The organism is Gorillibacterium sp. CAU 1737 (assembly GCF_039888655.1).
Taxonomy (GTDB): domain Bacteria; phylum Bacillota; class Bacilli; order Paenibacillales; family NBRC-103111; genus Gorillibacterium.
This window is the reverse complement of record NZ_JBDQQO010000001.1, coordinates 130,252-151,358: the sequence shown is the minus strand read 5'-3', so window position 1 is coordinate 151,358 and position 21,107 is coordinate 130,252. Positions and strand designations below refer to the sequence as shown.

The window sequence follows — 21,107 nt, the reverse complement described above, 5'->3', positions numbered from 1 at the left end:
TTAAGCTTCTTGGCCAACCACTTCGTCTACGATGCCGAGCTCTTCCTTCAGCCATTCGTAGCCTTCGTTCTCCAGACGCTCCGCGAGCTCCGGTCCGCCGGAACGGACGATGCGTCCTTGCATCATGACGTGGACGAAGTCCGGCTTGATGTAATTCAGCAGACGCTGATAGTGGGTAATAATCAGGAAGCTGCGTTCCTCGCTCCGCATGGCGTTGACGCCATCGGCCACGATCCGCAGGGCATCGATGTCGAGGCCGGAGTCGATTTCATCGAGGATCGTCAGTCTCGGCTCAAGCAGCATCAGCTGCAAAATTTCGTTGCGTTTCTTCTCCCCGCCGGAGAAGCCTTCATTTAAGTAGCGATGAGCGAAGGCCGGATTCATCTCCAGGTCCTTCATCTTTGCTTCCATTTGACGAATGAACTTCATGAGGGAAATCTCGTTGCCTTCTCCCCGGCGAGCGTTGATAGCGCTGCGCAAGAAGTCGGAGTTCGTGACCCCGGGAATTTCACTCGGATATTGCATAGCCAGGAAAAGCCCGGCGCGAGCGCGCTCGTCGACCGACATCTCCAGCAGGTCTTCTCCATCCAAGGTTACGGAACCTGCGGTCACTTCATATTTCGGATGCCCCATCAGCACGGAAGCCAAGGTGCTCTTCCCCGTCCCGTTCGGGCCCATAATGGCGTGAATCTCTCCGTTGTTGATCGTGAGATCGAAGCCCTTCAAAATCTCTTTATTCTCAATATTCGCCTTCAAACCTTCAATTTGAAAATGCATCGTGCTTGCCACTGTTCATCCACTCCTCCATGTCCTGTAGGTATGAATCAAGGGAACGGGTTCGTTCCAGAATCCGTCACCTAATAATGGGCAACGCTATTGATTCTCAATGATAATCAGTGATTATCAGTGTTGATTTTAGTACAAATGGTGACAAATTGCAATGAACCAACTCATTCCTAATCGTTTCGATGTACGATGCCATCAAATCGTCATCATTTCAATTCCAAAGCGCTGTGGACAGCCTTGATTGCTTGTTGAAAGGCATCCTCATCCAGGACAGGGGTTACCCTTTGTGGAGAAAAATCCATGCCGTCAGTATCGGATGTCGCATCCCATGCAATCCATGATTTGCAGCCGCTGTAACGAGCAAGAAGCGGCAAACGGAGGGGTTCATCCAGGCGATAAACTCGAAGAAGCAGCAAATGCAGCGGTCGGGTCGGCTTCCAGTGAAAGCGTTCATACACGTAGGTCGCGGTCCACAGGTGCAGATCCTGCAGCTTTGCCACTTGATGCTCATCCGTCAATTCCAAGTCTTGAACAACCTCTGCCCAATAGGTCAGGGTAACATAACCTGCCTCATCTTCCGCTTTGGTCATCGTATCCGCAAGCAATGGTTTATAAGCATCCTTGATCAGCGCTTCCTTTTGATGCTCATAGGTGGGAAACAGGTAGAAGCTGGAGCTCTTTAATGCGAAATCGCGTGTCTCCTCACGGATTCCACCCTTGCGCAGCAGGAGGATCTGGTTGCCTTCCCCCATGGCCTCCAAAGTAACAGCCCATTCCTTCAAGGCAACCACCGGTTCATGATGATCCATTAGGTCCTCCCTTTTCATAAAAAGAACAACACTTTGTATTTTATAATTATTATAAAGTGAATACCAGCTTCCTGCAATCAAGGGAGAGCAGGAACGAATTCCCTACATAAGCCCGATGCCGGGTGGCAAAGATAGAAGTGCTCGGCCAAACCAACGAATGGAGAGTGAAATCCGATGCGCGAGGGACTCATCCCGGCACTATTGGGCACGGCGGTCACAGCTACGGGCGCTATGCTGCGCACGAGGTATCCGATGGTTGGTACAGCGGTCTTGGGCTTCGGAGCGGCACATGTCGTCCTCGGAGCCATTGACCTGGTAGAGCATCGCAGGAGCATGTCGTAACCAATGCCGGCAGGCAGTGGAGCTAGACAAGCCTCGGGGCAGCCAATCGGCTGCCTTCCTGTCTTATTTATTGAAAAGATTCCCTTTTCCTTTCTTCCTTTCTGTGATAGCTTGAAGTGGTAAGGCAATCACAAGAAGGAGTGGGCTCATGACAAAAAAATGGTTATTTTCTGTTTTTACCGTACTTCTGCTCTTGTCCTTGACCGCATGTGGACAAAACAAAACGGCTTATGACACGCTGAAGCACGGAAGCACCAAGCTGGCCGAAGCGAATTCATTCGACTTTAGCGGATCGCTCGCCATGAAGATCAGCGACAAATCCTTGCAAGAGGAAAGCGAAACGGCACTTGCCGTCCCGCTGCCGACCGATCTCGAACTGAAATTTTCCGGAGTCCAATATACGAAGGAAAAGAAAGGGAATGTGAACCTGGAGGTCGGCATCAAGGGAGACATGGCCTTCACCCTCACCATTCCGATGGTCTACGCCGAGGACACGTTCTATGTCAAAATTCCGCAAACCCCGCTTCTTCCGCTTCCTGACACGCTTGCAGGCAAATACGTCGCCATCACCAAGGATGAGCTGCAAAGCTTAGCCGAAAGCACCGGTGAAGTCGATACGCAAGAAACGCTGGATGAAGCCACTCAAGAGAAATTGAACAAAGAGCTGGAAGGCGTCATCGCCAAACATTTCAAGGATGACTCCAATCTGGTCAAGGTCAGCGTTAAGAAATCCAGCGCGGAAGTGCCGGAGAACGTGAAGGAAGTCGTGGAATACAGCGTCACCAACGACACCTTCCCCAAGATAGTGGAGAAGCTCGTCAAGGAAGTTCTTCCCGAAGTCATCGCTATTCTCGGCAAGGAACAATACCGGGCAGCAAGCGGCGTCGATCCGGCCATGCTCGGACAATTCCAAACCGCTGTCGACGGCTTCACGACCGACGAGCTGCAAAAGAGCCTGACGGTCAACAAGGCAATCGCTCAATTCGGTCTCGACAAGAGCGGCTATCTCGCCTATCTTCGTCAGAACTATGATGTAACCGCGAAGGACGAACAGGGAGAAGCCGCCCAAGTTGCGTTTGACCTGAGCTTCAATGCCACCGACATCAACAAGACCAAGACCGAGGTCACGGTCCCGGGCAAGGAAGAAACGATCAGCTTTACCGAGCTGCAGGAACAGATTGGAGCCGCATTCATGGGTTCCATGGACCTGGAATAAGATCATCCTCTTCGAAGATAGAGAAAGCTCCGACCCCTTTTAGGGATCGGAGCTTTTTGGTGTAGGGAAAGGGAATGCTAACGGTCAGCCCTCCAGCAGATAGCGGGCGATCTTGTCATGGAGCCCAGGAATCCATTCATGACCGTAATCCGGGAACACTTCCAGGCGTTTTGGCGCTGTAATCTTGTTATAGGCCGCCATCTGGGTGGACGGGGGGCATACCGTGTCCATAAGGCCAATCGCCATCATCACGTCGGCCTGGATGCGATTCGTCAGATTTTGGATGTCGATATATCCCAATTTGGTAAAGACCTCTTCTTCTCTCTCATGCTGCGGATCAAATACCCGGAAGTAGGTCCTCAGCTCCTCATAAGCATCCTTGGCCAAATCCATCTCCCAAACCCGGCGGTAATCGCTTAGGAAGGGATAGACCGGAGCCGCTCTCCACACCCGCGGTTCAAGCGCCGCGCAGGCCAGCGTCAAGGCTCCGCCCTGCGACCAGCCGGTCGCTGCAACCCGCTTCGGATCTACTTCGGGGAGTTCCATCACAATGCCGGCCAACTGCGCCGTGTCGAGGAAGATGTGACGGAAAAGCAGATCATGCGGATCTTCACTGTCCAATCCGCGGATGATGTGCCCGTTGAGCGTGTTCCCCTTCACTCCTCCCTTGTCCTCCGAGGTTCCTCCCTGTCCTCGAGCATCCATGGAGATGACACTGAACCCGAGAGAGGCGAGCGCCACCTTTTCCATCCAGTCTCCCGAATGACCGGAGTAGCCGTGGAATTGAACAACGGCGGGATGCGGACCTGGGGTATGAAGGGGACGAACATACTTGGCATGTATCCGAGCACCGCGCACCCCCGTGAAATACAGGTCGAAGCATTCTGCATTCGGAACGTTGAACTTCGCGGGAACGAGCTCAACATCGGGTTCAACCGCTTTCATTTCTTGAAGCGCCTTAGCCCAATAGGCTTCGAAATCATCAGGGCGCGGACTTTTTCCTTCGTATCCCTTTAACTGTTCAAGCGGTAGATCAACTAACGGCATGAGGACTCCTCTTTTCCAAATGGATGAATGGATAACGGTCCATTTCAGTGTAGCGAAAGCAGCTTCCGCTGCCAAGGCGAGAGGATGATCGTTCACGAAATATTCCCTCTCCACAAAAAACAAGCATCTCGAAAGAGTCACCTTCCGGATGCTTGTCATTATGATGGGATAAGTAACGGCTCACTGCTCTTCGTTAATGGGCTCCAACGGATTGAAGTCCGTCAGCCTTCGGAGGTACAGGAGCTGCATGGCAACCTTGACATGCATTTCGCTCAAGTGCGTCATTTCGGCAATCCGGGCAATGGAATAATCCTCTACTTGCCCGCTGTTCATTACGTCATAGACGGCTCTCTCCGGTGAACTGAGTTTGTCATAATCCGCCTGATTGACGTTTCGCTTCTCCAATCCTTCTCCCGCCCTTACGCCTTGATACGTTCTCCTTACCCGCTTAAGGGAGGGGCGAACCAAGGGGAAGCTCGATGCGATTTGCTCTTCGCTTGTGCCCAGGCTTAGCGCAGCGCCTTGCGAGCAAGCGTTACGGTAAGAGCTAGAAGGGTGATGCCCGTTCCAAGAGCGACCCCGTACGCTTGCATCCAATAGGGGCTTCCCTCCAACCGCTCGAAGATCCAGCCGCCCACGATCGGCCCGATAAAGCCTGCGATCCCGGTCAGAGCAGAATAGACGGCGATGAACATCGGCCGTTCGCTCTTCGGCGTATCCCCTATGGTGAAATTGAAGACAAGCTGATTGAATCCGCCAATGCCGAAGCCGATCAACAGGTGAACAAGAACAAGAACGGGGATTGTCGGCAGGAGGCTCAGCAGCCCCCACGACAGGCAGCTGGCGGTTATGACAGGCAGCGTCCAGAATAGAAGCGTCTTGTTGGAAAAACGGGTATTCCATTGGCCCCAGACATAGAAGCTGACGACCATCGCAAGCGTTTGCAGGATCGTCATAGCAGAGACTTTGCCTTGAGAGAGGCCCAAATAGTTCAACATGATATACGAGTAAAGAGGAACTACGATCCCCTGCAACAGCAGCCACAGGCTAAGAAAAAGCGACGCCTTCATGAACGAGCGGTCTTTCAGGGGCTGGGTCAGCATCGACTTTAGCCCTTGCTGGGTTGACTGCTCGAGCGGCAGGTTCGGATAAGTGGTGAACATGATGATGTTGAGGACCGCCAAGACACCGATGATTGCAAAGAGAATGTGATAGCCTTGTCCTCCCGGATACCGATCGAGAATCTGTCCCCCTGCGAAGAGAGTCAAGCTTCCTAGAGCGTTCAACACCATATTACGAAAGCCCATATACCTCGCGCGCACCTGGGGAAGCACCATATCTCCAACGAGAGAGGTCCACATCATGGCGGAGGTAGCATTGGCGACAAAGGCGACCGCATAGAGCGGCAGATAAACCGCGATCCACTGCTCCTTCGGAAATAGAAAAGGGATGAGTCCGGTGGCCGACCAACAAATCCGGTGCAGGGAAGCGAGCGTGACAAAGCCCCATTTGCGATGCAGCTTGTGGCTGAAGGAAGCGAACGGAATTTGCAGGACGTTCGCAAGCGTCGGGATCGCCAGCACCAAGCCGATTTGACTCGGTGAGGCCCCGAGATACATCAAGTACCCGGTAAGGAATTGACCTCCGAGCAATGTTTGGAAAATAATGGATGGAAGCCCTTCCAACGTGAGGATGCGGAGATGCCGGCGATTCTTCGAATCTCTCCTGGAGTGAAGTAGCTTATGTCGGGTATCGATCGGAAAAATGACCGTTCTACTCCTTTTGTGTGGGATCTTGAGTTATCCCTATCATAGCACATGGCTTGCAAAAGGAGCGATACCCAAATCCATGAAGAATATGAAAACAAGGGCGAGTTCTCCCTGTTTACAAGGAGCCCTGCCCTTGCTTTGCATTTCTGTTCAAGATTCCCTACGGCTCTCGTGTTTTAGCCGTGCAGGAGAGATTCTGCTCCGTCGATGTAGACCGTCGTCCCCGTAATATGAGAGGATTCCGAGGATGCGAGAAAGAGGACGAGATCCGCTACCTGCTCCGCGCTGCCCGGCCCCTTCTCCAAGGGCTGCGCGCCTTCCGGATAGTTGATCGGAATCTCGATCTCCTTGACTGCTGGAGCCTTGGTCGTGTTCTGATCGATATTCGTGGCGATCGCCCCCGGGCAGATGGCGTTGACCCGGATCTTGTAGCGGGCCAGCTCCAGCGCGGCCATCTGCATGAAGGCGACCTGTCCGGCCTTGCTCGTGCTGTAAGCGGAAGCCCCGAACAGGGTAAAGGTGCGGTTGCCGTTGATCGAGCTGGTGATGACGATGCTGCCCCCCTGCTGTTTCAGATGGGGGACTGCATATTTCACCGTGAGGAAGGTTCCCTTCAAATTTGTCGAGATCGTGTTGTCCCAATCGTCGGGGTGCAGCTCTTCAATCGGAGCAAACGTGCCGTTGATTCCCGCATTGGCGAAGATAAAATCGAGGCGGCCGTAGCGACTCACCGCTTCCAGGATGCCCCCCTCTACCCGCTTCGGGTCTGAGATATCGACATCCGCCACGAACGATTCCCCACCCGCGCTTCGAATCGCATCCTCTACCTCCTGAGCGCGCCGCTCCCCTAAATCCATGATGCACACCTTGGCTCCATGCTGCGCCAGCTTGATCGCGGCGGCTCGCCCAATCCCGGACCCGCCTCCTGTAACCAGGGCAACCTTGCCTTCCATTCTCTTGTCCATCCCTGCACTCCCTTTCGCATCACGGTCCCTGTCCGCTTGAGAAGACAGGGACCCTTGCTACTCATTGTGTCCATGCAGAGATGTGGGCAAACGAAGGCCTCGCGTTCACTTTCGCAGAACGCGTTCCTGAATTCGATAGACCATTCCGGCGAGAAGCGTTCCCGGAAGCAGGCAGCTAACCGCGACGGCGGCTTTGTTCCCGAACCCTGGAACGATGACCGCCTTGCCCTTGCAAAAGGCATCGTAGCCGATGCGGGCGACCCTTTCCGGCGACATGGCACCCGGTTGGTCCTGCTTGCCTGCCCGTTCGGAAAACGCCGTCCTCGTCGCACCCGGGCAGAGGGCCGACACCGATATGCCGTACGGCTCCAGTTCTCTTCGAAGCGCCAATGTCAAGGAGAGAACATACGCCTTCGAAGCGTAATAAACCGCCGTGAGCGGCCCCGGCTGGTAGGAGCCGGTGGAAGCCACATTCAAGACCGCGCCGCTCTTTCGTTCTCGCATTCCGCGCACAAGTTCCTTGGTCAGCTTCGTGAGCGAAGCCATGTTCAACTGCATCACCTGTTCATCCCTCTCCCAAGGGATGTCCAGGAACTCACCGCTATACCCCGCGCCGGCATTGTTCACGAGCGCATCGATGCGAAGGCCTCGCTCCGCAAGCTGCACCAGGATTCGATCCGGCGCTGTCGGATCGGACAAGTCCTCGGCCATCACCGTCACCGGAATGTCGTATTGACGCCGCAGCTCCTCCGCCAGCCGTTCGAGCGCGGCCTCGTTCCGGGCTACCAGCACCAGCCCGCTTCCGCCTGAGGCAAACATACGCGCCAGCTCTAGTCCGATTCCTGAGGAGGCCCCGGTAATCAACACGTTCTTGTTTGATCCCTTCCATTGCCGAATTGCCATCGTCCCTTGTTCCTCCTATGTAAAAGCAGGACGAGCCTGCAGCTGCAGCTCCCCCGCTTGCTCCTTACTCCTGCCTGGTTGCTTCCCTCATCCCCTCATGGATTCCCGTTCCCCCACATGCGCGCCACCGCATCCCTTCCCTTCATGCCGGGAAGGATGCCCAAGCTCTTCGCTTCCCGCGTAACCGACTCCAGCGGCGCCTCCAGGAGCTCTTCTAGCGTCCGCACCCCGACCGCTCGCCCTGCGATGATCCTGCGCTCGTGGAGCCGCTCGTTCAACAGCCCGATATCCAGCGCCCCGCACATGATGTATCCCTGGTCCGCTGTAACTGCGAGCAGCGTTGTCTTCGGCAGCTTGACTTCCACTCCAAGGGCTATGCGATCCCCGATGGAAATCGGCACCATCCTCATCATTTGCCGTGCCTCCCTCCCGATGAACATACCTCACTATATGAAAGGAGGAATCTGGTAGATATAGGCGATTGACAAGGAAAGTCCGAGGTCTTCTCAGAAAAAGATAATCTTACCGGGTCGAAAGCTCTATATTCACGAAATTATACGTGCTATAGTAGGAGTACATTAGGTGGAGGGTTGGGCGACTAATAGCATGGATAAAGCAAGACAAGAGAAAAAGAAATATCTGTTCACTGTTGATATCTTGGTAGAAGGCTATAACAATGGCATCGCCCTCGAAACCCTGCTTCATCTTCTCAATCAAGACCAAATCGCGGATTACGACATCAAGAAAGGCATCGCGATCGGAAAGTTGGTTCAAGAAGCGTCTGAGAAGGGCGGAACGGATCTCCCCATTCCCGACAAAGGGAAGAAGCAGACTCCTTCGGCTTCGGTCACTCCCCCCGGGAAGTCAGAGCCGCCCAAAGCGGCGGAGACCAAGCCAGAGAAAGCCAAAGGAAACGGCGAAGCCCAGTTCTGGATTGATTTATTGGAGAAGTACAAGCAAACCAATGCGCTCGTTCGCTTGACCGTCCTCAAGGGCAAAGGCATTCGACTCAGCGTCCCTTGCCGCATTCTGAGCTTTGACCTGCAGGAGGATTCCCTGACGGTCTACCACGTAGATGAGAAGAAAGTTTATCAATTCCGCTTGACGGAGGTGGAGGAGGTCTCCATATAGAGGCCGCCTCCTTTCTCCCGCAGAATCCCCTCATGACCGACGGCATCGGTCAGGAGGTTTTTTCTTTTTAGCGGAGCGGCGGGGCAGGCAAGGAGCTCGGCCAGAAGACGAGCGCTTCCCGGTCCCGCTCTCCGCCGAGCGCTTGCAGTTCCTCCGCCTCCAGGCTTTCCCCGACCGGCAGCCCATTCCAGCGCTCAACCTGAACCTTCCTCAGCTTGCCGAAGGTCATGACCGCCCTCAGGGCAAAGGAGAGGCTGCTTCTTCGCCGTTCCGAATCGTCAGGCAGCGCCATGTCCGTAATCCGCTTGCCCCCGTTCTCCAGCCAGAGCTCCCATACCTGTCCGCGCAGGAACAAGGAATGAGACGGTTTTCGGCTGAAGGAAGCCCCTGCCCGTTCCGGCCAGGGCAGTAGCACCCCGTACGGGTTGGCCGGGTCGGCTGCAGACACTAGCGCAAACCCGCCCCCTTCCCTCAAGGCGGGAAGCCCGCGAAGCGTCTCGACGGTCTCCCGGGCAGCAAACTGCATGACCGGAATACCCGAGACGAAGAATCCCCTCGTGAGCATGCCCCAATCCTCCAACTGTTTCAAGATGCCGTACAGGCGATCCCAGGAATAGGGAGAGTATTCCGCCACGAGATTGCGTGTGACCATTCCGAAGGCAGCGAGCAGCCGGCGCACCCAAGCGGCAGCAGCGCGATCCTCCCGCTCCCTCCACTCGCGCTGAACCTCATGTGCCGCATTCGGCGGCAACTTCTCCCCGCCGATGGCATACCAGCGGCCGAGGCCGGATTGAAAGGCGTTTGCCCGGCCGGGAGCCGCTTGGGCGCGGGATTTCGTGAGCGCTTTGCGCAGCGGCGCGAATTGATCATTGGCGACACGACCTTCCCAGACGAGCTCCAGCAGCTTGTCCAGGAGTACCGAAGGCGGCGCTCCCAAATCCCGCGAGATTTGCGTGAGGAAGCAGGCTCCCTTCTCCTGCAGATACGCGAGCAGTTCGGGCTGACGGGTCTCCTCCTCCGTTATGGCAAAAGGAACCGTCAGCTCCTTCGATTCAGCGAGGAAGAACGCCACCCGCCCTTCCTTCTCCCCTTCTCGCCTTAGGCCCATCCACCGCACATCCCCCGATGCGCAGAGGAGATCGAGGTCCTCCTTCCGATAGCCGGGCATCCGGGCCGGGAAAAGATGCGTCTCATAATGCGAGGCAGGAAGGAACAAGCCTTCCAGACTTGCGATCACCTCGCGCAATCGATCCGGGCCGCTGATCCCGCTCTGGCTGGCTTCCCCGGCGAGTCCATGCAGGCTGCACAGATAAGCGGCATATTTGGCCGGTTCCACCGGATCAGCTTGGCGTCGAAATTCGAGCAAGGAGAACCGCACGATGCGTTCCGCCACCTTCGCGCTCGTCCAGAGCTCCGGTTCCCCCGGCTCGGCGAAGGGAGCCGGCTTCACCAACGCTTGGCCGCTCCATTCCCGGATCAACCCTCGGCATCGTTCCACGTCCAAGCCATAACGCTCCGCGATCTCCGCCGGTGTGAAGGAGAGGCGATGATCCAGGTAGCGGCGAACGATGAAGGAGACGGACTCTTCCGACTCGGGGAACGTGGCGTAAATGGACTGTTCGTCTGCACAGATGAGCCTCTCTTCCCCGGCCACGAAGACCCGGGCGACCTTGCCATCCCGTTGCAGCGATTCCCGAAGCACCGTCGCTTCCTCTCTCGCAAGCGCGTTCCATTCGCGTTCGCTTTGGTCGCCTCGCTCCTTCAACAGCCGATAAGCCTCCTCCCGAGACAGCTTCTCCCGGGGTGGAGCCTCCAATCGCTCTCGTTCCTCACGCAGCACGACCGGGGAGATGGCGTTGGCCGCGCCCTCTTCTCCGAACAGCTCAGCCGCCAGCTCACGGCTCACGCCGAGCACCTGCTGCTGGAGATCTCGGCTTACGGCATCGGATTCGTAGAAGCTATCCATGATGTATTCCTGAAGGAATTCCCGGGCGAAAGGAGAAGGAAAGCCGTTGTCCCGGTGAACCACTTCCACGCTGCCGTCGGCAATATCCCGCAGCAGCTTCTTGACCTCCGGAACCGAGAGCGACTCGTTCATCGCCTCCTCAATGGCCTCCCGCACATACGGAAAGCGCTCCGAGTAGAGCACCGCCTCGCGAAGCAGCTCCTCGGCCCGCATCCGCTGCTTCCAGGAGGGCATGCGGGTAAAGCCTCGGGTAAGCAGAAGCGAAACCTCGGCAATTCGGCGAAAATGCGTTCCAAACAAGGGAGAACCGGGCAGCGCGTCCAGCACCAACTCCTCCAGCCTTCCTGCATCAACGCGGGAGATGGCGGCAAGCCAAGCGGTGTTCCATTGAGGGAAGACGAACTCGATGCCGTTGTCACGAACGCCCGAATAGAACCGTTCGGGCACGACCTTCTCCAGCTCCGCTCGCAGGGCAAGCTGCCAGGTTACGTTGAAGCGCCGCCCGAACAGGCTGTGGATGACAAGATGATGGCGGCCGACATCGTCCGGGTAGTGTTCGAGCACGATCCGGCGGTCAGTGGGGACATCGGAGGCGACCTTCTGCGCCTTCACGAGCTCGATGAGCGCAAGCGCTGCGGGTTCATCCAGGCGGCATTCCTGCTTCAGCCACTCCTGAATCCGCTCCGGCTGGCTCAGGTCGCGCCCAGCCAGCTCCGCAAGGAATCGGCCGATCGTCTGGCCAAGCTCGACGCTTCGGCTGATCGGCAGCGCCTTCCAGAACGGTATCTCGCTGAAGCGATTCGCCGTTTCCGTCACATAGATACGATCCGCGCGAATCTCCCGGATCGTCCAGGAAGAAGCTCCAAGCTGAAAGACATCGCCCACACGGGATTCATAGATGTATTCCTCGTCCAGCTCGCCGACGTGCACCCTCGTCTCGGCGTGGTGGACGGGGTAGCCGCTGCTCGGCGGAATGGTTCCCGCCCCGACGATGGCCGCCATGGAGGTGCCTGGACGACGGCTGACCTTCCCCTTCTCCCGATCCCATTCCAGGAGCGGACGCGAGAAGGGGAAGAGACCGCCCAGCACATCGAGGGCGGCAGTCAGCCGGGCTTCGGGCAAGCCATGGTAGCAGTAGCTGCGAGCGAGAACGCCCTTCAGCCGCTCGAGCTCCCAGTCGTCCAGGGCCGCCATCGCCACGAGCTGCTGCGAGAGCACATCGAGGCCGTGCCGCGGTACGCGGATCGGCTCGATGTCGCGATTCATCGCCGCTCGTGCGAGTACGGCGGCCTCGGGCAGCTCGCCCTTCGTGCGGGCGAGCATGACGCCGCGGCTCACGCCGCCAACGGCGTGCCCGGCCCGGCCGAAGCGCTGGATCGCGGCACTGGCCGTCTTGGGCGAGTCGACCTGGATGACGAGATCGACCGCCCCGACGTCGATGCCGAGCTCAAGCGAGGAGGTGGCGACGAGGCAGCGCAGCTCGCCTGCCTTGAGCATGCGCTCGACCTCGAGCCGCTTCTCGCGCGAGACGCTGCCGTGGTGGGAGCGTGCAATCTCGTCGCCTGCATGCTCATTCAAGCGCAGCGTCAGCCGCTCGCACAGCCGGCGGCTGTTCGTGAACAGGATGCAGGTCGTTGCTCCCTCCATCAAGAGGAACAGCTTGTCCAGCAGCCGCTGCCAGATACGTTCCTCTCCGCGCCCCATTCCCGGCCGCTCTGCCATCGTCACCGTGAGCGCCAGCTTGCGCTCCATGGGACTCTCGACGATGGTCACCGGACGGGGACGATACCCTCGGCCGAGAATCGCTTCCGAGGCAGGGGTAGCCTCATCGATAGAAGAGCCTTCTCCAGCTTGATCCCCTCCATCGTCTTGCTGCAAGAGGGACGCCTCTTCCGGCTCACCCGGCTCCCAGCCGCCTAAATAATGCGCCATCCGCTCGATCGGCTTCTGCGTTGCGGATACCCCGATCCGCTGGATCGGACGCCCGCACAGCTCCTCCAGCCTTTCCAACGAAACGCTGAGATGAACCCCGCGCTTGTCTGCCGCCAGGTCGTGGATTTCATCCACGATCACCTGCTCCACGGTCTGCAGAATGCCTCTGGCTCGCTCGGAGGTGAGGAGAATATAGAGCGATTCCGGAGTCGTAACAAGGAGCTCCGGCGGCTTGCGCAGCATCGAGGCACGGGTGCTTTGAGACGTGTCGCCGGTACGGACCCCGATGGCAAGCTCCGGCCAAGGCTGTCCGATCCGCTCCGCCGTCTCCTTCAGCTCGCGAATGAAGTGATCCAGATGATGGTGAATGTCATTATTGAGCGCTTTGAGCGGCGTTACATAAAGCACTCGAACGCCGCCCCGCTTGCCCGGCTCCGTCGTCAGCTTCTCGCGGGCCATGCGGTCAACACACGGCAACACCGCGGCCAGGGTCTTCCCCGATCCGGTCGGAGCCGCGATGAGCGTCGATTCCCCCGCCTGGATCGCCGGCCAGGCTCGCCGCTGCACGTCGGTCGCCGGACCGATCTTCTCGGCAAACCACACCCGGGTAACCGGCAAAAACCTTTCCATTTCCTCCATGGCTCCGATCCCCCCTTCCTCCACCATGCCGTTTCCCTCCCTGGACGAACGATCTTCCATATGCTAACAAGCTTCTACGAAGATGCCTTCGGTTCCTTCCAGGCTGCCCAGGCCAGACACCCCCAGCCCGCAAGAAACGCGACTCCGCCGATCGGCGTGATCGCGCCTAAAGCCGGTGTATCGCTCAGTACCAAGGCATAGAGACTCCCGGAGAACAGCAGCACTCCCGCCAGAAGCAGCCAGCCCGCAGCGATCACGCGCTTGCGATCCTTCAGCCGCTCGGAGGCAAACCCGATCAGAACAAGCCCGAGGGCATGGATAAGCTGGTACCGAACCCCCGTCTCAAATACCGCAAGCCGCTCGGGGGTTAGCTGGTCGCGCAGGCCGTGAGAGCCAAACGCACCCAGTGCTACCCCAAGGAAAGCGAGCAAGCTTCCCCATCCGACAAATCGTTTCAAGAGAATCCCCCCTTTCGCCGCTATGTTTCTTTCATAGTAGCACAACGAACGAATTGTCCAAAAATGGAATTCAAAGAAAACCGTTTCGCCCGCAAGAAAAAAACGGTAAACTAGGAGAGCAAGGGTTGTTGTGTGGAAATTCGACAGTTTCCTGCCTGTCTGTTTGAACAACCCACTGCACGGGAAAAGGGTCAAGGGAGAATCCCCATTCCGACTTGACCGGTTCCGATACATATCATTCTTGAGGTGAACACATGGATAACCGCAATGACGACATGGTACCAGAATGGCAAACCAAGCAAGAACCGCAACAAGCACAACCGGTAGTTCCTCGCCAACCGGAACCCACCTTCGGGTTTTCGCCGGTAGACGGGTTCTCGGCTCCACCCGCTAAGCCTCACTCCGGGCTCGGCATCGCTTCCTTCATCATGAGTATCATTGGCTTGGTGATCACCATCGGCTCCCTGGCGGCCATCTTTAGCGTGGTCGCGGACAACCTGGACAACCTGTCTGATATGGAAGACTCCGCAATGATCGCGCAGCTTGGCCTTGGGGGGCTTGGCTTCTTGTTCGCCGGAATCCTCATGCTCGTCGGCCTCATTCTCGGGATCGTCGGCCTTGTTCAAAAGAACCGCAAGAAAGGCTTTGCGATCGCGGGTACGATCATCAATGCGATCGTGGTCGGCTTCTTCGGCATCTCCTTCCTCGTTGGCCTGGTTCAAGGTCTCTCGGGCTACTAGTCAGATTTCTGCCTCATCACCAACAAAAACGGGTAGTCGCTACGAAGCGGCTACCCGTTTTGTTCATTCTCTCTTATTGTTCAATGAAGGCTTTCACCTTCGCCAGCTTCTCCGTCGTTAGTTCTCCGCTGTTATCAAACTGGAGCACATCGGATTCATTCAGCTCCCAATTGATCTCGGGGACAAAGCGCAGCGACTGCCAATACTCGTCCCAATGCTCCAGCTTCCATTCGTCCCGGCTTGTGCCTCTCGCAAGAATCCGCTTCCGTTGAGCCTCGGAATCCGACAGGGTTACCACAACCACCTTCACCTTCACCTCGTTGCGGCTCTTTCCGGCCTTCTGCAGCAGTCCCTCCAGCCAGTTCTTGTTCTTCAGCTCTTGGGTGAAGGGAGAGATCATGAACACGTCCTGCCCCAGCTTCACGTTCTCCACACAGACATCCTCGGTCGTGTCATATTCCAGATCCCGCAGGTTCTTCTTGTAATAGTCCGAATCCCGGTCATCGGGATCCAGGCCTTGCCCCTTCAACATCGCTTCCACAAACCGCCCTCCGAGCGTATCTCGATCGAGATACACCACGGAAGTCTCCACCGCAAGTTTAGCGGCTACCGTCGATTTCCCTGTTCCGGCCACACCGACGAAGAAAACCAGCTTCTGCATGTAGGATCCCCCTCACGTTTCGCAGCAAATGGAACGGATGGCCTCCATCACGTCCCGAATATGCGTTCACGATTCTTAGTATAATGGATAAACAAAGAGAATGGTATCCCTTTGACATCCTGACATGGTTATCATTCTGTCCATTCTTCCGCCAGAGACGGCTTGTCTTCAAGAAAGTCCGCCAGCCTCCGGTAGATGGCGATGATCTCGGGCAGCGGCATCCGAACCAAGCCGCTGGAGGAAGGAGCGACAAACTCCTCCATCCCGATGATTTGCGGCTCCTGCTGAAATCCCCAGTCTGCCTGACGGTTGCCGCTGTACTCGGCATAGACGCCCTTGCCGACGAAGCAGGCAATGCGAGGGCGGGTTCGAGCTAGCTTTTGCCTGAGCAGCACGCGTCCCTCCCGATAGTCGTCGCGGGTTATGTCCTCCACTCCGCGCGTGGGCCGAGCGACGATATTGGTAAAGCCGATGCCGAGCCGCAGGAGGTCCCCATCCTCTTCCGGCGCGTATAACCGCGGAGTGAGGCCGGCCTCATGCAGGATGCGCCAAAAGCGGTTCCGCGGATTCGCATAATGATGCCCTTTCTCCGCGGAGATCGGGCTGGGGTTAAATCCGATAAAGACGAGGGTAAGCCCCTTTTCCAGGTGATCGGGAACTTCCTTCATGTCGACCCCTCCTAACTTTGGCGTGGGTTACCTATCCCTTACCCAAAATAAGCCCTTGTCGCAGCCCCCGTCATTGAGAAGGCTCGCTTCATCATTGAGCATTCTCTGAATATAGTGTAAGGATACCATTCGTGAAGGGGGTGCGCTCGTGGCAGAGCCGTCTTTTATCGTATCCCGGGAAGATTGGTCCCTGCATCGCAAGGGATTCCAGGACCAGACCCGCCATCAGGAAAAGGTTCGGGAGGCGGTTAAGCACAACCTCCCCGACCTCGTTGCCGACGAAAGCATCGTCATGCAGCGCGGCAAGCAAGTCATCCGCATTCCGATCAAGAGCTTGGACGAATACCGATTTCGGTACAATTACAAAAAGTCAAAGCACGTCGGGCAAGGAGACGGCGATTCCCAGGTGGGCGACGTGCTCGGGAGCGATCCGCAGCCTGCGCAAGGCCCCGGCAAAGGGCAAGGAGCGGGCGACCAGCCGGGAGAAGACTACTACGACTCCGAAGTCACGCTCGACGAGGTGGAAGCCATGCTGTTCGAGGAGCTGGAACTTCCGCGGCTCGCCCAGAAGGAAAAGAAGCAAATGCAAGCGAGCGAGATCGTCTTCCACGATGTCCGCAAGAAGGGGCTCATGTCCAACATCGACAAGAAACGAACCATTCTGGAGAACCTGAAGCGCAACGCCGGCTCGGGTCAGCCGGGCATTCATGGCATCTCGCCGGATGACCTTCGTTTCAAGACGTGGGAGGAAATCCAGAAGCCCCATTCGAACGCCGCCATCATTGCGATGATGGACACCTCCGGCTCCATGGGCAGCTTTGAGAAATATATCGCCCGCAGCTTTTTCTACTGGATGACCCGCTTCCTGCGCACCAAGTACGAGAACGTCGAGATCGCCTTTATCGCCCACCACACGGAGGCGAGGGAAGTCACCGAGGAAGACTTCTTCACCAAGGGAGAGAGCGGCGGCACCATCTGCTCCTCGGCTTACGCAAAGGCTCTCGAAATTATGGATGCCCGCTATCCGAGCGAGCAATACAACCTGTATCCCTTTCACTTCTCCGACGGCGACAACCTGACCTCTGATAATGAAAAATGCGTCAAGCTGATCAACGCCTTATTGGAGCGCTGCAACCTGTTCGGCTATGGAGAGGTCAACCAGTACAACCGCAGCAGCACCCTCATGTCCGCCTACAAGCAAATCCACCACCCCAAATTCCAATACGCTATCATCAAGGAAAAAGGAGAGGTGTACAGCGCCCTGAAGACCTTTTTTGGCAAACCAGCTGCCGCTTTATAGAAGTGATTCCCCAACGGAAAAGCCCCGCTGAAAGGACGAGAGAGGAACCGCTCTTCTCGTCGCTTCAGCGGGGCTGTTGGGGTTGAGCAGCTCGGGCAGACTGCGCCTGCCAGCAGAAGGCTACACCTCGAACTTGCCCATCTCCTCGGTCAGCTGCTCCGCCATCGTGGCGAGTTGAGCAGCCGCTGTCACCAGATTCTCGTGCGAAGCGGCCTGCTCCTCGGCGGAGGCGGAGATTTCCTCCATGGCGGCGGCGGATTGCTGGGCCGCGGCCGCCTGGTTTTGCGAGCGCTCCAGAATGCCTTGGCTGATCTGCTGCAGCTCATGGAGCGAGGTAGACACCGAAGCACTGGATTGCACAATTTCGTCGGCCGAACGGAAAATTTCATTGAATTTCCCTTCCGTATCCCGGAGCCCGGTCGCCTGTTCAACGGCATAGTCATGCGCAACCCGGATTCGCCCTGCAGTGGTTTCGGTCCGTTCAAGCGTCGACCGAATGTGTCCGCCGATCTTGTCGGTGGCCTCTGCGGCGCTCTCCGCCAGCTTGCGGATTTCATGCGACACAACGGCAAAGCCGCGTCCGTGGTTTCCGGCTCGTGCAGCCTCGATCGCTGCATTGAGGGCAAGGAGATGAGTTTGATCCGAAATGGATCGGATCAAACCGATGATCTGCTCCACCTGATGCATCATCCCCGCCAGCTCGCTCATCGATTCGTCCGCTTCGCGGGTGATGACCAGGCTCTCCTCCACCTGCCGGCTCTGCTTCTCCAGCAGCGTCCGTCCTTCCTTAACGGTGGCGAGCGTGGCGTTCGCCAACTGCGCTCCATCCGCCGTCTGCTGCGAAATCCGCTCCACATGCCCGTTCAAGTCCTGAAGTGCCTCGTTCGTGCGGGAGGCATCCTCCGCCTGATGCTCGTTGCCCTCCGCCATCTCATTGATGGTGGTGGCAACCTGTCCAACCGCCTGCTTGTTCTCGGCCGAGGATGCGCTCAATTCCTCGGCATGCGCGCTCAGCTCCAGCGTAACGGAGTTGATGCTCCGAACCGTCTCGCCCAAGCTGCGGCTCATGTCCTCCAGACTGGCTGCCATGACGCCGGTTTCGTCGCGGTGCTTCCGAAGCGCGGTCAAGCGCTCCGCCCCCGTAAACTTCAAGCCGCCCATCTCGCGAATGACCGAGGTCATAATCTGAATCGGCTTGGCAATTCGACCTCCCAGAACCAGGGCGAATCCGCTGCCTGCGACCAGGATGATCAAGCCGATCGCAATCAGGAAGAGAACATCGTGATTCAGCTCCTCCTTCATGGTTTGCCGCTTCTGGTCCAGGATGGTATGGATATCATCGATGTAATTGCCCGTCCCAATCACCCAGCCAAAGGGAGCAAAAACTTGGCTGTAGGATCGCTTCGGCAGCGCCTCCGTTTGCCCCGGGCGCGGGAACACATAATCCGCATAGCCGGTTCCATTGACCGCAGCCCCGATAATCTCCTGAATATAGGGAGCCCCGTTCGCGTCCAGCGCGTCCCAACGCGTTTTCCCCTCCACATCCGCCATTCCTCGCATGACCACATTCACACCGGAGGTCGTATCGGCCCAGAAATAACCTTCCGTGCCATATGTCAGCTTGCGCAGCAGAGCCGCTGCGTCTTTGCGCGTATCCTCGTCCGAAAGGTTCCGTTCGACCGAAGCATCATAAGAAGCCTGCAGGAGACTAACCGCCATCTCCACCTGCGTACGGATCATGGCATCATAATCTTCCATGAGGGTGTCGGACATTTCTTGCAGAGACCTTTCGTTGCCGACCTGAATTTGGCGGACCGCAAGCGTAGTCAGAACCACCGAAGTCAGAATGGCAATCGAACAAGCCAGAGTGAACACTTTTACCCGAATAGACCTCATCCCATTGGCTCCCTTCAGAGAAACCCAAGGCAAGCAGCTCCCTTGGTTTCGTTTCTCAAGAGTCGACTTATATCGACACTAATCTACTAATCGTATCGGTCAAAAGGCCCGCTTTTTTGATAGCATTTTTTTGGAAAGAATGATTTTAATCTTTGAGGAGATCGAAGCAAAATGGGGAGGACTGCTGCATCATCATCTTCCGCCTTTTTCCATATACATGGTACGAGAGTGACCCTAGGTGCGAGAGCGAGAGGGCGTCTTCCTGTCCGAGCCTTCAGAGGAGGAGAGAGAGACGGGAGCGCCTTTCCGTTATAAGGAGGGAGCAGCTTGACGAGAGACGAGGAAGCGGCTTTGGAGAAAGCCATCGCCGAGATCACGGAGATTGCCACGGGCTTCGGGCTGGATTTCTACCCGATGCGCTACGAGATATGCCCCGCCGATATCATCTATACCTTTGGCGCTTACGGCATGCCTACCCGCTTTAGCCATTGGACATTTGGAAAGAGTTTCCAAAAAATGCGAACCCAATACGAATACGGCCTGAGTAAAATCTATGAGCTCGTCATCAACTCCAACCCCTGCTATGCCTTCCTGTTAGACGGCAATTCGTTTGTGCAGAACAAGCTGATCGTGGCGCACGTCCTCGCCCATTGCGATTTCTTCAAAAACAACGCTCGCTTCAGTAAAACAAACCGCGACATGGTCGAGAGCATGTCCGCCACAGCCGAACGCATCCGTCGATATGAGCTGGAATTCGGCGCTGACAAGGTGGAGCGGTTTCTGGACGCGGTGCTCGCCATCCAGGAACACATCGATCCAGACCTGGTGCGCCCTTATTCCCCGGACCGATATGGCCGATTCGACGAAGCTGAGGCCCATCCAGACGAACCCCTAACTGGCTACGAGGACCTGTGGGCGCTGGAGCCCGACCCATCGGCATCGGGTGCAGCGAGCCCTGAAGATACGCCCAAACGATTTCCGCCGCGTCCCGAGAAAGACCTGCTCTGGTTTATCCAGCAATATGCGGTCGAGCTTACACCGTGGCAGCGAGACATTCTGACGATGCTGAGGGATGAGATGCTCTACTTCTGGCCCCAGATGGAGACGAAGATCATGAACGAGGGTTGGGCCTCCTACTGGCACATCCGCATCATGCGGGAGCTGGACTTGACCCCGGCCGAGACGATTGAATTCTCCAAGCTCAATTCCTCGGTCGTCGTTCCCTCCACCCACAGCCTGAACCCCTATTATCTCGGCTATAAAATCTTTGAGAACATCGAGAAGCGGTGGGATAACCCGACAAAGGAGGAGCGCGAGAAGCTCGGCCGCGTATCGGGAAAAGGGCGGGAGAAGCTGTTTGAGGTGCGGGAATTCGATTCAGACACCTCCTTCCTGCGCAACTACCTAACCCGCGAACTGGTGGAGGATCTCGACCTCTATGTCTTCGAGAAGAAGGGCAGCGATTGGAAAATCACCGACAAGACCTGGCATCGGGTGCGCGACCAATTGGTCTATTCCCGGGTGAACGGCGGGTTCCCCTATCTGACCGTCGAGAATGGCGACTACGGCAAACGGGGAGAGCTCTACTTGAAGCACGGCTATGAAGGCATGGAGCTGGACCTGAAATACGTGGAGAAGACCCTGCCCTACGTGCAACAGCTTTGGGGAAAGTCGGTCTACTTGGAGACCATCGTGGAAGATAAGCCGGTTTTGTTCAGCTACGACGGCAAGAAACACCAGCGGCAGTTTTTGTGAAGGGCGGCGGTGCTCCGAGAAGGGGGAAAAGTACGCCGCAGTTTGGTCAGATTCAAAAAGAGAAACAGCGCGACCGATCCGGGTCGCGCTGTTTCTCTTTTCAACGGAATGATGACTGCTCGTT

At 56.9% G+C, this 21,107-nt stretch carries 19 protein-coding genes; 6 read left to right on the top strand and 13 right to left on the bottom strand.

Translation table 11 applies throughout. The features are described 5' to 3' along the window. Both sufC and AAFN83_RS00665 read right to left on the bottom strand, forming a co-directional pair. Window positions 1-777, bottom strand: coding sequence for a Fe-S cluster assembly ATPase SufC (sufC, locus tag AAFN83_RS00670; protein ID WP_347767342.1), 777 nt, complete (start codon window positions 775-777; stop codon window positions 1-3). A gap of 215 nt (window positions 778-992) precedes the next feature. Further along, window positions 993-1,595 (bottom strand): DUF1802 family protein, encoded by a 603-nt coding sequence (locus AAFN83_RS00665; protein ID WP_347766390.1) that lies wholly within the window; start codon window positions 1,593-1,595, stop codon window positions 993-995. Window positions 1,596-1,769: 174 nt separating this feature from the next. Between AAFN83_RS00665 and AAFN83_RS00660 the strand changes: the two genes are divergently transcribed. Next, on the top strand, window positions 1,770-1,937 hold the full coding sequence (locus tag AAFN83_RS00660; protein ID WP_347766389.1) for an asparagine synthase: 168 nt from the start codon (window positions 1,770-1,772) through the stop codon (window positions 1,935-1,937). A 148-nt stretch (window positions 1,938-2,085) separates the two neighbouring features. Next, window positions 2,086-3,153 carry a hypothetical protein gene (locus tag AAFN83_RS00655; RefSeq protein WP_347766388.1) on the top strand — a complete coding sequence of 356 codons (1,068 nt, stop codon included), beginning with the start codon at window positions 2,086-2,088 and terminating at the stop codon, window positions 3,151-3,153. 84 nt (window positions 3,154-3,237) lie between these two features. Here AAFN83_RS00655 and AAFN83_RS00650 read toward each other — a convergent pair whose 3' ends face one another. The 6 genes from AAFN83_RS00650 to AAFN83_RS00625 form a co-directional block, all read right to left on the bottom strand. Then, complete coding sequence (locus tag AAFN83_RS00650; RefSeq protein ID WP_347766387.1) at window positions 3,238-4,200, bottom strand: alpha/beta fold hydrolase; 963 nt, start codon at window positions 4,198-4,200, stop codon at window positions 3,238-3,240. 180 nt (window positions 4,201-4,380) lie between these two features. Continuing rightward, a complete protein-coding gene (locus tag AAFN83_RS00645) occupies window positions 4,381-4,605 on the bottom strand; it encodes a hypothetical protein (protein WP_347766386.1) in 225 nt (74 codons plus the stop codon). A gap of 104 nt (window positions 4,606-4,709) precedes the next feature. Further along, window positions 4,710-5,852 (bottom strand): MFS transporter, encoded by a 1,143-nt coding sequence (locus AAFN83_RS00640; RefSeq protein ID WP_347767340.1) that lies wholly within the window; start codon window positions 5,850-5,852, stop codon window positions 4,710-4,712. 293 nt (window positions 5,853-6,145) lie between these two features. After that, on the bottom strand, window positions 6,146-6,934 hold the full coding sequence (locus tag AAFN83_RS00635) for an SDR family oxidoreductase (RefSeq protein ID WP_347766385.1): 789 nt from the start codon (window positions 6,932-6,934) through the stop codon (window positions 6,146-6,148). 105 nt (window positions 6,935-7,039) lie between these two features. Beyond that, window positions 7,040-7,837: an SDR family NAD(P)-dependent oxidoreductase gene (locus tag AAFN83_RS00630; protein ID WP_347766384.1), complete on the bottom strand. Its 798-nt coding sequence runs from the start codon at window positions 7,835-7,837 to the stop codon at window positions 7,040-7,042. A 95-nt stretch (window positions 7,838-7,932) separates the two neighbouring features. After that, the gene (locus tag AAFN83_RS00625; protein WP_347766383.1) at window positions 7,933-8,250 is read right to left on the bottom strand and encodes a YunC family protein; all 318 of its coding nucleotides are present in this window, start codon (window positions 8,248-8,250) and stop codon (window positions 7,933-7,935) included. A gap of 193 nt (window positions 8,251-8,443) precedes the next feature. Here AAFN83_RS00625 and AAFN83_RS00620 point away from each other — a divergent pair, with 193 nt between their 5' ends. After that, a complete protein-coding gene (locus tag AAFN83_RS00620) occupies window positions 8,444-8,968 on the top strand; it encodes a hypothetical protein (protein WP_347766382.1) in 525 nt (174 codons plus the stop codon). Window positions 8,969-9,035: 67 nt separating this feature from the next. Here the strand turns inward: AAFN83_RS00620 and AAFN83_RS00615 are convergent, their stop codons facing one another. Both AAFN83_RS00615 and AAFN83_RS00610 read right to left on the bottom strand, forming a co-directional pair. Continuing rightward, window positions 9,036-13,532 (bottom strand): DEAD/DEAH box helicase, encoded by a 4,497-nt coding sequence (locus tag AAFN83_RS00615; protein ID WP_347766381.1) that lies wholly within the window; start codon window positions 13,530-13,532, stop codon window positions 9,036-9,038. A gap of 47 nt (window positions 13,533-13,579) precedes the next feature. Further along, window positions 13,580-13,963, bottom strand: coding sequence for a DUF423 domain-containing protein (locus tag AAFN83_RS00610; RefSeq protein WP_347766380.1), 384 nt, complete (start codon window positions 13,961-13,963; stop codon window positions 13,580-13,582). Between the two features lie 254 nt (window positions 13,964-14,217). Here AAFN83_RS00610 and AAFN83_RS00605 point away from each other — a divergent pair, with 254 nt between their 5' ends. Continuing rightward, window positions 14,218-14,703 (top strand): DUF4190 domain-containing protein, encoded by a 486-nt coding sequence (locus AAFN83_RS00605; RefSeq protein WP_347766379.1) that lies wholly within the window; start codon window positions 14,218-14,220, stop codon window positions 14,701-14,703. Between the two features lie 73 nt (window positions 14,704-14,776). Here the strand turns inward: AAFN83_RS00605 and AAFN83_RS00600 are convergent, their stop codons facing one another. Continuing rightward, on the bottom strand, window positions 14,777-15,364 hold the full coding sequence (locus AAFN83_RS00600) for a P-loop nucleotide/nucleoside kinase family protein (protein ID WP_347766378.1): 588 nt from the start codon (window positions 15,362-15,364) through the stop codon (window positions 14,777-14,779). A gap of 131 nt (window positions 15,365-15,495) precedes the next feature. After that, window positions 15,496-16,032 (bottom strand): mismatch-specific DNA-glycosylase, encoded by a 537-nt coding sequence (locus AAFN83_RS00595; RefSeq protein WP_347766377.1) that lies wholly within the window; start codon window positions 16,030-16,032, stop codon window positions 15,496-15,498. A gap of 148 nt (window positions 16,033-16,180) precedes the next feature. Here AAFN83_RS00595 and yhbH point away from each other — a divergent pair, with 148 nt between their 5' ends. After that, complete coding sequence (gene yhbH, locus AAFN83_RS00590) at window positions 16,181-17,332, top strand: sporulation protein YhbH (protein ID WP_347766376.1); 1,152 nt, start codon at window positions 16,181-16,183, stop codon at window positions 17,330-17,332. A 120-nt stretch (window positions 17,333-17,452) separates the two neighbouring features. Here the strand turns inward: yhbH and AAFN83_RS00585 are convergent, their stop codons facing one another. Continuing rightward, window positions 17,453-19,228: a methyl-accepting chemotaxis protein gene (locus AAFN83_RS00585; protein ID WP_347766375.1), complete on the bottom strand. Its 1,776-nt coding sequence runs from the start codon at window positions 19,226-19,228 to the stop codon at window positions 17,453-17,455. A 327-nt stretch (window positions 19,229-19,555) separates the two neighbouring features. Here AAFN83_RS00585 and AAFN83_RS00580 point away from each other — a divergent pair, with 327 nt between their 5' ends. Next, window positions 19,556-20,983, top strand: coding sequence for a SpoVR family protein (locus tag AAFN83_RS00580; RefSeq protein WP_347766374.1), 1,428 nt, complete (start codon window positions 19,556-19,558; stop codon window positions 20,981-20,983). Window positions 20,984-21,107 lie beyond the last annotated feature (124 nt).

Excerpts from the sequence above, each read along its gene's own strand:
- AAFN83_RS00615 (WP_347766381.1), bottom strand. The coding sequence starts at position 13,532 with ATGGTGGAGGAAGGGGGGATCGGAGCCATGGAGGAAATGGAAAGGTTT.
- AAFN83_RS00605 (WP_347766379.1), top strand. The coding sequence starts at position 14,218 with ATGGATAACCGCAATGACGACATGGTACCAGAATGGCAAACCAAGCAA.
- AAFN83_RS00620 (WP_347766382.1), top strand. The coding sequence starts at position 8,444 with ATGGATAAAGCAAGACAAGAGAAAAAGAAATATCTGTTCACTGTTGAT.
- AAFN83_RS00655 (WP_347766388.1), top strand. The coding sequence starts at position 2,086 with ATGACAAAAAAATGGTTATTTTCTGTTTTTACCGTACTTCTGCTCTTG.
- AAFN83_RS00600 (WP_347766378.1), bottom strand. The coding sequence starts at position 15,364 with ATGCAGAAGCTGGTTTTCTTCGTCGGTGTGGCCGGAACAGGGAAATCG.
- AAFN83_RS00630 (WP_347766384.1), bottom strand. The coding sequence starts at position 7,837 with ATGGCAATTCGGCAATGGAAGGGATCAAACAAGAACGTGTTGATTACC.
- AAFN83_RS00595 (WP_347766377.1), bottom strand. The coding sequence starts at position 16,032 with ATGAAGGAAGTTCCCGATCACCTGGAAAAGGGGCTTACCCTCGTCTTT.
- AAFN83_RS00585 (WP_347766375.1), bottom strand. The coding sequence starts at position 19,228 with ATGAGGTCTATTCGGGTAAAAGTGTTCACTCTGGCTTGTTCGATTGCC.
- AAFN83_RS00625 (WP_347766383.1), bottom strand. The coding sequence starts at position 8,250 with ATGATGAGGATGGTGCCGATTTCCATCGGGGATCGCATAGCCCTTGGA.
- AAFN83_RS00665 (WP_347766390.1), bottom strand. The coding sequence starts at position 1,595 with ATGGATCATCATGAACCGGTGGTTGCCTTGAAGGAATGGGCTGTTACT.
- AAFN83_RS00635 (WP_347766385.1), bottom strand. The coding sequence starts at position 6,934 with ATGGACAAGAGAATGGAAGGCAAGGTTGCCCTGGTTACAGGAGGCGGG.
- AAFN83_RS00650 (WP_347766387.1), bottom strand. The coding sequence starts at position 4,200 with ATGCCGTTAGTTGATCTACCGCTTGAACAGTTAAAGGGATACGAAGGA.
- sufC (WP_347767342.1), bottom strand. The coding sequence starts at position 777 with ATGCATTTTCAAATTGAAGGTTTGAAGGCGAATATTGAGAATAAAGAG.
- AAFN83_RS00660 (WP_347766389.1), top strand. The coding sequence starts at position 1,770 with ATGCGCGAGGGACTCATCCCGGCACTATTGGGCACGGCGGTCACAGCT.